Source organism: Amycolatopsis sp. A133 (assembly GCF_031082405.1).
In the GTDB taxonomy this organism is placed as follows: domain Bacteria; phylum Actinomycetota; class Actinomycetes; order Mycobacteriales; family Pseudonocardiaceae; genus Amycolatopsis.
Window position 1 is genome coordinate 1 of the sequence record NZ_JAVHJU010000073.1, and the last position, 10,813, is coordinate 10,813.

At 65.0% G+C, this 10,813-nt stretch carries 6 protein-coding genes and 1 pseudogene; 1 reads left to right on the forward strand and 6 read right to left on the reverse strand.

Going from position 1 to position 10,813, the window contains the following annotated elements; translation table 11 throughout:
* Window positions 1–42: 42 nt before the first annotated feature.
* Entirely contained in the window at window positions 43–1,923 is a 1,881-nt protein-coding gene (locus tag Q5425_RS43150; protein WP_308678236.1) for a hypothetical protein, read from the forward strand.
* Between the two features lie 543 nt (window positions 1,924–2,466).
* On the opposite strand, the gene Q5425_RS43155 is transcribed toward Q5425_RS43150, so the two are convergent.
* From Q5425_RS43155 to Q5425_RS43175, 6 genes and pseudogenes are all read right to left on the reverse strand, one after another.
* A complete protein-coding gene (locus tag Q5425_RS43155; protein WP_308678237.1) occupies window positions 2,467–3,378 on the reverse strand; it encodes a WD40 repeat domain-containing protein in 912 nt (303 codons plus the stop codon).
* Between the two features lie 105 nt (window positions 3,379–3,483).
* Window positions 3,484–3,693 (reverse strand): annotated as a pseudogene (locus Q5425_RS45970) (hypothetical protein); the annotation flags it as partial.
* Complete coding sequence (locus Q5425_RS43160) at window positions 3,632–6,787, reverse strand: hypothetical protein (protein ID WP_308678238.1); 3,156 nt, start codon at window positions 6,785–6,787, stop codon at window positions 3,632–3,634. The pseudogene Q5425_RS45970 and the gene Q5425_RS43160, both read right to left, overlap by 62 nt.
* Complete coding sequence (locus Q5425_RS43165; RefSeq protein WP_308678239.1) at window positions 6,780–7,949, reverse strand: lipase/acyltransferase domain-containing protein; 1,170 nt, start codon at window positions 7,947–7,949, stop codon at window positions 6,780–6,782. Before Q5425_RS43165 ends, Q5425_RS43160 begins: the two co-directional genes overlap by 8 nt.
* A 343-nt stretch (window positions 7,950–8,292) precedes the next feature.
* Window positions 8,293–8,748, reverse strand: a complete 456-nt coding sequence (locus Q5425_RS43170) for a hypothetical protein (RefSeq protein WP_308678240.1) — start codon at window positions 8,746–8,748, stop codon at window positions 8,293–8,295.
* A 145-nt stretch (window positions 8,749–8,893) separates the two neighbouring features.
* Window positions 8,894–10,750, reverse strand: coding sequence for a hypothetical protein (locus tag Q5425_RS43175; protein WP_308678241.1), 1,857 nt, complete (start codon window positions 10,748–10,750; stop codon window positions 8,894–8,896).
* Window positions 10,751–10,813 lie beyond the last annotated feature (63 nt).

Below are 10,813 nucleotides of genomic sequence, written 5' to 3' on the forward strand. Positions count from 1 at the left end.
TGAGTACGAGACCATCATGACCTCACCGGCCAGTCAGGCCGCGTGACTGAACTGTCACCTATCGGTGCAGCAGACCCCGTCGTGCGCCAGCACATGCGGCTGTGGCTCGCCAGCAGCGTGGTGCTCGGTTCCCTGCTCAATCGCGACATTGTGGTCCGGTCGCGAGCGCTCGCCCGCGACATCGACGAAAGCTTGCGCGTTTTCGCACCCCACCCCGCTCAGGAGCACGCCCGCCAGCTGCTGGATGACCAGCACAGCTGCATCATCGTCGGTCCGCCGGGAGCCGGCAAGACCACGCTCGCCCATGTCCTGCTCGCCGACCACCAGGCCGAAGGCTTCACGATCATCGAAGCCACCAACCGGCTGGACGACGTCCACCGCATGTGGGACGACGAGGAAAAGCAGATCTTCTTCGTCGACGACTTCGTCGGCCAGACGACGCTGGACGAGGGGGCGGCGCGCGTGGCGAACCAGGACCTACCCCGGCTCCTGCGAATGATCCGAGAGTCAACGACCAAGCGGCTGGTGCTCACCTCCCGGAACTACCTGATCAAGCAGGCGCGTGAGCATCACGAGCGCCTAGACGCCCGCAAGCTGGATCCCTATGGTTGCATCGTCGACGCGACGGTCTTGCCGTCCGAGATCCGGGCGGAGATCTTCTATAACCATGTCTACTTTTCTCGCCTGGATCAGCGGCAGCGCGCACAGCTCGCGGAGCCGAGCGTCTACCGGGCCATCGTAGGCCACCGCAACTACAGTCCGCGACTGCTGGAGCACGCGATCGCGGAGATCATCGAACTTCCCGCAGAGGAGCACGAGAACGTGCCGGGGACGATTCTCCGGAATCTCAACAATCCAGCCCACCTGTGGGAACGGTTGATCGAAGAGGTGCTCGAGGCGGACGAACTGGCGCTGGTGCTCACCCTCTACACAGCGAACAGGTCCGCCGACCACGACCTGCTACGCGAAGCCTGGCGGGCACATCTCGGCCCAGTCGCCACGTCCGACGCCGACCGGCGGTTCCGCCGCGCCCTGCGCCGTCTCGAACCAGTTATCGTCAAGCTCGACGACGACCGGGTGGAGTTCAGTAACCCGTCCATCGCTGACTTCCTGCACGAGCATCTGGCCAAGCATCCTGGCCTCGTCGGCACGCTGATCGACTCGGCGGTGTTCTCGGACCAGCTCGTGACCATCTGGATGACGGCGAACGGGAGGCGAAGGGGGCCAGCGCTCCTCGCCGCGGTGACCGGCCAGGCTGATCGCCTCCGTGACGCCGTCCTGCGGGTCAAAGACTGGGAGTTGCTGCTCGGCGAATACCGTAACGACCACGAGGCGGTGGATGCTCGGTTCGTTGTCGCTCTTGGCGAGCCCGATGCATCGCCCGAGCTCGTGGCCGTGGGACTCGACCTCTTGTCCGAACTCGAGCGATTCCCGAATCCGGGGGCGGCCGCTCTCCACCAGGTGACGGTGGACGTCGCGGCGTCGCCGGTCTCGGCGTGGCGGCAAAGAACGGAGAAGCTCGCGGAGTCGACGTACGCTGCGACGATCGCTGAAATCAACGACTGGGACGACGTCGACCGGTTCGTGTCGATCGTGGACGAGCTTGCGCCGCTGAGTGGAAAGGTGGCGGCCGAGAGTGAGGAGGAAATCGAGTCCCAGAGGCTGGCTGTGGCAATTGAAGAGCTGGAGAAGTGGTCTGACGAGGACCACGAAGCCGACATCGACGACAACACTCTCGAACAGATCCTGGACTTCATGGACACCGAGGCACATCACCTCGATGAAGAGGCCGACCGAGCACGTGCGTACCTGGAACGCGAACTTGAGTCCTTCACCGGCTCACCTGTACCACTACCGCCCGAGCCTGTTCACTGTCCTCATCGGACAGATGCGATGTTCTCATTGCTTCGGGAAGGTGAGTGATCTGGGTTCGGTACCCGAATCGGACGACGAACCGGCGAGCGTGCTCAGCCTGCCCGAGGCTCTATCTCGCGCGCGGATGGACGCGGCGATGGGGGTCCGTTGGCCCTGCCGGCCGGTGGCTGGCTGGGCCTTCTCGTCAGCAGAGACCAGCGGCGAGCCAGTGTCGCACCGGCGATTCGCGAGAGCAAATATGATCTTTAGTCGAGCGTAACGCCAGTTCCGGTGGATACGACGCCTGTAGATAACTGACGGCGGGGTCATGGCATGGGCGACGAGGATGACGAGCTAGCGGTGTCGTTCGCGGCGTGGCGCGGGGACATCGACAGTGTCCCAACACCGGTCATGCCGGTGTCGGAGGCCGTCGTTATCCTCCACGCCGACTTGCCTGTTCTGCCCGTAGCTGGCCCCAAGCGGTGCCATCGGCTCATAGTCGAGCTCTTGCGCCGCCCGCTGTCCGATAGCCGCCGAGGCCCCCGACCCACTCGCCATCCACTGCGACGCTGACCACCAGCCCGGTCGGGCCGCCAGCTTGTTTGATCTCAATTAATTCGGTGTCTGATTCAGTTCGAGAAGTGTGACGCCCGACGTTGATCCCACGATCAGCCGTTCACCTGATGCCTGGCATGCTGTGATTTCCTCGCCGAAGTCGATTCGGTGCAGAAGAGTTCTGGTTGCCAGGTCCCACAGCCGGATCGTGTGGTTGGTGTTCCCTGTGACTAGAAGGTCATGACCGATATCCGTGCGCATCATGGTCATAGCGGTCACCCTCCCGCCTCCGCCCGATGGTGCTCCGGTCGCCTTGATCGGCGGCGGGGACATCGATCGTCCTTCCATTTCACCTGTCACGGTGTTCCAGACTCTGATCTTTACGCGGTCCTCTTGGGAGGCGACCGCGACGAGTGGGTCGCCGAGGTGGTCGGGCACCTGCAGCATTGCTGAGAACGGCGCTCGGTTGTCGATGGGCGGTAGGTTCCCACGGGTCCCGGTGACTGGGTCCCAGAACCGGATTGTCTGGTCGTGGCCGCCGCTGGCGACGAGCAGGTCACCACGAGGAAGCTGGACGGCTGTCAGCGACGCGACATGCCTCTTGTGCGCGGTGGGCTCGTGGCCGATCCGGCGACGGTGCAGGAGGTCCCAGAATTCGATTGCGCCGTTCTTCCCGCCGATCACTAGGCACACGGTTCCATCACCATTGGAGACTAGGGCCAGCGCGGACACAGAGCCGAGACCGGTCGTGACCACTTTGAACGGGTGAGCTTCACCGCCAGCGAAGTTCCATACCTTCACGACCCTGTCGCCGCCGGCAACCGCCAGGAGGTTGAGCTCTACGGAGACCGCGAGGGTGCTCATTGCCCTGACGGCCACCGTGTTGCCCTCCAGCGGCTGCCGAACTGACTCCCCAGTGTCGACGTCGAGGAGTTGCACCGTGCCATCGTCGTAGCCGGCCGCGATCACCGAGCCGTCCTGCCCGGCCTGGATCTCCGCAAGTGCTGTTACTGTCGCCGCCCAGTTCGATACGGGTCGGGTCTGAGCGGTTTCGCTGAGTTCCCACAGGCGTACAGACGAGTCGCGGCTGCTCGTCGCCAGAAAGGCGGGACCGCCGGGCAAGCTCAGTTGCGTGATACCGAGGACTTGTGCCGTATGGCCGGTAAGCGGTGGTGCCAGCTCACGATGTCGGCGCGGGTCCCATAGCCGTATCGTCCGGTCATCACCCGCGGTGGCGATCGCCGGTGTGCCATCGGGCATCTCCACGGTTGTGATGGACCGCACGGCGTTCCGGTGGCCGCGCAACTCCGCGACAGGTTTCTCTTGAGCTGGGTTCCACAGCCGGACCACCGCGTCGAGACCGCCGGATACCAGCAGTGTCCGCTTCGGGGCCAGCCGCACCGTGGCGAGCGCGTACCCCGCTCGGGGCCTGCGAGGGCCAGGCGTCAGCTCTCCGCTCTGCCAGCCAGCGCCGCGCATCATGTTCCCAACAGCGGATCGTGCCGTCCTCACCGTAGGTCGCGAGAACACCGACTTGCGGAGGATCCAGCGCGGTGATCGCGTTTACCGAACCCTCATGCGCCTGCCTGCGGTCGCCTTCCTGGGCACCGGTGATCGGGTCCCACAGGCCGATCGTGCCGTCGTCGGCGCCGGCCGCGAGCAGCATTCGTCCGTCTGGCCAGCGCACTGGCGTGAGCGCCCGAAAACGCGCAGCGCTGACCGCGGTGATCGTGATGACAGGAAGTCGCATGGCGGGATCCCAGACGAGGATCTCGTCGTCCGTGACGACCGCGAGGACGGCCTGTTCGGGTACGTCTCCTTCGGAGACGAGCTGGAGCGGGACAATCGCGGAGACGGCAGTGCCGTGGGTCGTGCCTTCGCCGACCTGACCGCCGGTCAGCGGGTCCCAGATCCGCGCGATCCCTGACGTCTGTCCGGTGGCCAGGAGCCCGATACGCCGGGGAAGATCGAAGGTCGCGATCGCTCGGATCGAGTCGGAGTGGTCCCGGCTCACGCTGCGAGCGGTGGACCGCCCCGTCAGGACGATGTGCAACGGACGGGGAACAAGCCGTGCCCATCCAAGCCTCCACCAGCCGGACACTTCAGCGCCGTCCGGTGGTCCCGCGATCGAACCGGTATGCCGCGCGACGGAGAGCCAGCGGAGCAAAGCGCGGTCCTCTGGCGGCGCGGACGCGAGCAGATGGGACGCGGCGACAATCCCGGCGATCGGATGCGGCAGGACGAACCTCCCGAAGGCGGTCCGCATGACAGCGCCTGTAACGGCGGCGGAACTCAGCTCATCCAGGATCTTCGAGTGCGCAGCGAGATCCTGCCATGCGGACTCACCGCCTGTGCCGGCATGCGCCGGGAGATGGTGCACGAGGTACGGGTTGAGTTGCAGTTGCTCCTTGCCGAGGGTGATGAGCCGCTGCGTGATGGCCCTGTGTCGCCCCTGGTTCTGGTCGGGGCCGGTGAAGTGCTCGACGAACGCGCGGTGTGCGAGCCGGTAAACGGTCTGGCCGCGCTCTCGGTCGATGGCAAGGTACGGGGCGGCGTGTTCGAGCAATGTGCTGATGTCGTCTTGGGACGCTGTTTCGGTGTCATCGCTGAGCGCGTTCGCCACGGCTGCCCATATCCCGTCGCGCATCGGTAACCCGCGTCCTTGGGCGTACGCGAGGGCGGCGAGTAGCCAGAAATTGACGCGGCTCCCGCGGCGCAGGCGATTCACAGCGCGTGCGAACAGGCCGCGGTGCGTAGTGTGCGTCAGCTCGTCGAGCTCGTCCATTCGGCTGGGAGGGTCGGGCAGGACGATCCCTGGGTCGCCGAGGATCTCGTGCACCGCCAGCCGGGCGAACAGGAAGTCTCCAGCGGTCTCACCGAGTGTGGCGGCGATGTGTTCGATCGTTACGTCCTCGGCGCGCAGACTCTCGTCCATAGCAGCGGTGGCGAGGCGCCTGTAGATGTAGCGGCGGAAGGCGTGCGGGTCGCGGCCCACCAACACGGTCTGGTCCGGGCGGACGTCCAGCGCGTCGAGCAGGTCCTGGTCGGGTGGTTCCTCTCCGTCGGGGCTTTCGAAGGTGGAGCGGCGGGTGCCGATCAGTAGCCGGACCTCTGGCAGCGCTGAGAGTGGTCGCACCACGGTCTGCGCGATGCCGATCGGGTCGTCGGCTTCATCCAGCGCGTCGATCAGGATCGTGACGAGGGTGGCATGTTCGCGAATTCCCCTGATGAGGGTGTCCGTCTGCTCGGCGAGAGGCGCGCAAGGGTCTGGCGTGGGGAGCGCTAGGTCGTCGGCGATGCGGCCGAGGAGGTCGGCGGCGGTGAGACCGGTGAGGTGGACGGTGGCGGAGAACACGTCGTCGGGCGGCTGCTCGTCCTCCGGCAATGGTTCGAGCAGCTCGGCGTCGATCATGGCTTGCCGCAGTTCCGGCCGGGAGTGGACGAGTAGGTTGCCCAGCAGAGCCGATTTGCCGCTGCCAGCTCGGCCGGTGACGACGAGCATGCCCTCGGCCGTCGTGCGCAGCCAGGCGACGATGGCTTGGCGCTCGCGCGAGCGTCCCTCGAAGTACCAGGCGAATTCCCGAAGCTCGCCGCCCTGCGCCTTGGGAACGTAGTGGTATCGCTCGTCCTCGCCGAGTCTCATCAACGCAGCCTGGATGGCCTGCGCCATATCGAGAGTCGCTTGGGTCTGCAGCGGTATCCGGCGCCGCATCACCAGCCGGTGCACGTGCCGGGGGATCGGCGGATTATGGCTGGGCAGGCGCGCCAGCAGCTCCTTGCCAAGCTCCCAGAGGTCGACGTGCGGTTCGGCCGCGAAGGTGTCGCGCAACGCAGTCCGTAACGCGCGGCTGAAGACACCCAGATTGGTGGTGCCCTCGCCAGACACGCCGACGAGCAGCAGGCGGCGGGCACCCTGGAGTTTGTCCAGTTCTGCGTTCAGCCGCTCGATGAACTGAGCGGACCGGCAGGTATCGACCACGATGATCGACCAGGTGTCGGCGCCCTGGTTGTGACGTTCGCGCTGGTAGATCCATTCGGCGAGTTGGCCGGGGACAACGCCCTGCTCATCGGCGGGTGGCATGGGTGAATCGGTGTGGAGCAGGATTGCGCGATCACCGGTGGCCCAGCCGTGCCCGACCCAGTAGAGGAAGGTGTTGCCGGTAAAGCTCTGCGCCCACTGGTCCATCCGCTCGTGGACGGTCTGCCCATCACGTTTCTGCGTCCAGTCGCCCCAAGGCACTAGCATTCCGCCGTACTCGGCAAGCACTCGGGCGACATCTTCGACCTCGGGGCCGACGTTGAGGTTGTCGTGATGCAGGTAGGTGCCGATCGCGACGGGGAAGACCTCCAGCCGCGGTTCGGGGAGTGAGTCAGTCATCGTCTCCAAGATCGTCTGCAGGTTCGTCCTGGCTGGTCGCGAGTGTCATTCGCTTGAGAGGTGAGCCGCTGCCCCCATCCACCACAATCTCGTACAGATGTTGGTCGGGCACGTTGACAATGAACTGCCACTGTCCATCGCGCTTTTCCAGCTGGGGCCGAGCGACGTGCTTGCCGGTCTCGGCGTCAATCACCTGGCAGGTGGCGTCATCGGGGCTCTCCACTCCAGTGACCGCCACGGGCCATTCGGCGCCGACGGACACGACGTCGGGGGCGTCGATGCCCACCTGGCCACGTGGTGCGAGTGTGGGCCCTTGCGGTTCGCCCGTGATGACAAACCGGACGGACGATATCGCCTCGTCGACATTGGCGAGACTGCCATGCTGCTGCGCCCGAGGATCCATGGGCACATCCCTGATGATCGCCGAGTCGACCGGAACGGTGCCATCTCCAAGACTTGGGAAATGCGCCGGCACCCCCCGCTCGTCATGGACAATCTTTCCATCGCGCGAGGGACGGAATGTGTGGCCGAGTCCCTCGACAGTTTCGTCATCCAGCCGCAGGCAGGCGAGTGTGGGCTGTTCGACGCCGAGCACCAATCGGTGCCCAATCAGCGACTGGGTGTCGAGCCGTGTCCTGTCGTCGAAAGCACGTTGGGCTTCGACCGGATCCCCGCCGAACCTAGCGACGTCCTCGGCAGTTAGCGGCCGGACGTCGTCGCCTTCGTACACGCACCTGTACGATGGGAGAAGGTCATAAATTCCGGGCAGCTGTCGCGCGAGCCGCATCATCTGCCGTCTTGGAGGCAGTAGGCCGCGCCCGTTCGCCAGAATGATCGCTGCCTTAGCTGCACCTCGGAACGGTGTCCCCAGTGCGACGGTGGCCCGGATGTCCTCGGTCACCGTGGGAACTTCACTCGCCTCGTCTTCAGTGCCTTCGACAAGTGGCAATGCTCGCGCCAGCAGACCGCCCATGGAATGGGCCACCAGCACCAGCTGGGCCGGGCTCGGGTCAGCCTGCAACGCTCTGAGCCGTTCATGATCTTGGGTGGCCCGCCACGTCGCCAGGTGCTCCCGCGCGGCCCGCGCGAGCAGGCGCGCGTTGTGCAGTACCGGCAGTCGCCAGTCGTAGGCGAACTCGCGCACGGCGCGTGGATGCACCATCTCCCTCCTTGAGGTGACGGACGAGCCTGTCGTAAGGCTCGAAGTAGCCCAGCGGCGCCCAGGCCGGAAACCGCAATAGCCCTTGGGGCTTGATCCGGCCCGGTTCCAGATCGGCGAGGTCGCGCAGCGACGACCCAGTGGACCACGCCCGGCCGTACCAGCCGATACGATTCAGACCCCACAGCGTCTTCTTCGTGGCGGTGTCCACCAACGTGCTGCCCATGATCCCTGGAATCACGACGACCGCGTCATGGGAGTGATTCAGACGGAGCTCCGGTCCTGCATGATCAGGCAGGGGATGGGCATCTGTGTCGAGCATCACGCCGAGCACAGTATCTGACCATTAGTTGATCACTAAGGGGGTGCCGGGTTGGCTCTCGATCTCACGCCACCAGACCGCGATCTCCTCGCGCATTCGGTAGATCATTTCCCCCTTGGAACCTTGCCAGTTCTCGATCGGCCAGCGCTTGCCGCCGAACAGATCAGCCGCGATACGGCTCATTCGGGCATGTTCGTTGGCCTGCTGCTTGGCGTCCAGGCCCGAGTGGGCGATCAGTTCGCTGAACGTGACCCGCTCGCCAACATGGCGTTCCGTGATCTCGAACAGCGATCTGACGCCCGACAGGTGCTTGGACTTCTCCCAAAGGGAGACGACCTCACCCTTGGTCCAGATGCCTTGCCTCCCAAGGTCCACGGTCACCTCGCCATCGATCATGGCGAGCGTTCCCTTCAGGCGGTCAAGGAGCGTCTGCGCGTCGGTGATGGCCTGCACCACGGCGGTCCTCACTGCGTTCGTCATCGCAAGCTCCACTCCTACGGATTCGTACACGACTCTGTAAGAGTACGGAGTCGTGTACGAGTCAGCAAGGGGTGGGTGACCGTGGATTGTCAGTACGTCCACGTAGCGGCGGCCTGACCTGGTTCCTGTGGAGACCGGTGCGCGGCTAGGAAGACAGATCGTGCGGTGTGGGCCGGTTGCCGGCTACGACGCTAACGATCACATTGCGGTCCTTTGCAGCGCCAGCGGGACGATGTCGGCCGAGCCACACCGATTCGTCGAGCCGTGGTGCACCGTCCGGATGCGGCGTCAAGTCGAGTACAAGGAGCTGGCCGAAGGGCACGTTCGTGTTGCCGTACTCCGCAGCCTGGCGAAGGTAATGCACTTCAAGGCTTTCCGGGGTGGAATCACTGAGTTCCCGTTTGATCTCGGTGAGGTAGCGGATGGTTCCGAATGTCACGATGACGTCTGCCCGGCCCATAGCGATGTCGCTGCGCTCAACCGAGACCAGACCGCTCAGGGGGCCGCTTTGGAGCCACTGGTGGAAATCCTGTTGTAGGTCCGCCTCAAGGGGGCGGCTTTCGCCAGCCTTGAGTTCCCTGCGGTAATCGTTGTTCTTCTTGTGCAGTCCCCACGTCTTGGTCGTGAGGTCGGCGCGGCTGAGGAGAAACAGCAAGGTCTGTTCCAGCAGTAGGCCAAAGGTGTCCCGTACGTCGCCGACGAAGTCTGGAGACTCGGCCAGTTGTCGGAGTAGGTCGTCTAGAAGGCGATCGAGCACAGGGTGTGCGGTTCGTGATCGCGCAAGCTCAGCGCTGTGCACAATCCCTTCCAGTCCTTGGAGATTGTCGTCGCTTATATCAGCAGCCAGGTCCGCGGCATGATGTTCGCCAAGGACGTGAACGAGCGACGGAGCAAGACGGTACAGCCGAGCAGTGTCGACCTGGTGGGGCTCCTCGTCATCGTCCCCGTGAGATGCCGGTCGCGCTGAGCGCGTGTGACCTTCGCGCGATCCGCTGGCTGCAGTCTCGATCCTTGTGAGGAGCAGCTCGACTGTGCTGGCGTCGAGGGGTGAAGTGTCCATCTTGGACAGTTCGACGACTGAGCGACGGAGCGCCGCAAGTAGGCTTTGCTGGCGCAGTATTTGGTTTTCGATGGTCGGCTCGATGACTGCGGCCAATCCGGGCGCCGTCTCCAAGCCCGGTAGTGGCCTGGAGGTGCGTGCTTGGGTGTAGGCGTCGAGAACCGTTGCGAGCGCGTCCCACGCGTCCATCCAGACCGTTTCAGACAGGCGCTCGGCCGCCGCGGTCAGTACAAGCACGAGCCGCCGCCACGCGAGTTCTGCGGCACGTCGTGGTTGAAGCCACGTCGGTGCGTTCATCCCGCCCAACCACGCCTCGCGCTGGTTCAGGATGTTTGCGAGCCGACTGGCGGCGTCGGCCAACCGGGGCCGATCCTGTGCAGCGAACGCGAGGAGGGCGTCACACGCAGCCGCGTACGCGCGCGCGTCGTGCCGGCCTTCCTCGGCAGCGTCGACGGTGGCGAAGCCAGAACGTGCGCTGGTGAGTGCCTCCATGGCCGCTGGCAACGTTTCCGCGGTGAGCGCGGACCTCAGTTGGAAGCAAGCCAGTTCAAACGCAGCATCCACACCTGCCGCACTGTCGTGGCGAAGGTGATCCAGGGCGGCATGCAGCGCGGCGGCGATCGTGGCTTCGTTCGCCCAGCGATCCATCGCGGCGCCGAGCAGGCGAGGAAGGCGTTCGGTGAACTCGTCGGGGGCGTCGGAAGGAAGTGCCGTGAGGTGGCCGAGAACGCCGAACGGCGTGACGGCACCGGCCACCGCCAGGCGGACGGCCCCTTCGAGACGGCTGGCTGCGAGCAACGGATTGGAGTGAATTAGTGGCGCGAGGTCGCGCAGCAACACGTTGTGCAGCTGCGTCCCTTGAGTGTCCACAGTGATGGGGCTGGCTAGAAGCTCGTCCAGACTGCTCGCCAGCGCCAGCAGACTCTGCTGGGTCTGCTGCACCGATAGGTGACAGTTCAGTCACGCGGCCTGACTGGCCGGTGAGGTCATGATGGTCTCGTACTC

Bases quoted from the DNA above. Each gene is read 5' to 3' on its own strand.
- Q5425_RS43160 (WP_308678238.1), bottom strand. From the start codon at position 6,787: ATGACTGACTCACTCCCCGAACCGCGGCTGGAGGTCTTCCCCGTCGCG.
- Q5425_RS43165 (WP_308678239.1), bottom strand. From the start codon at position 7,949: ATGGTGCATCCACGCGCCGTGCGCGAGTTCGCCTACGACTGGCGACTG.
- Q5425_RS43170 (WP_308678240.1), bottom strand. From the start codon at position 8,748: ATGACGAACGCAGTGAGGACCGCCGTGGTGCAGGCCATCACCGACGCG.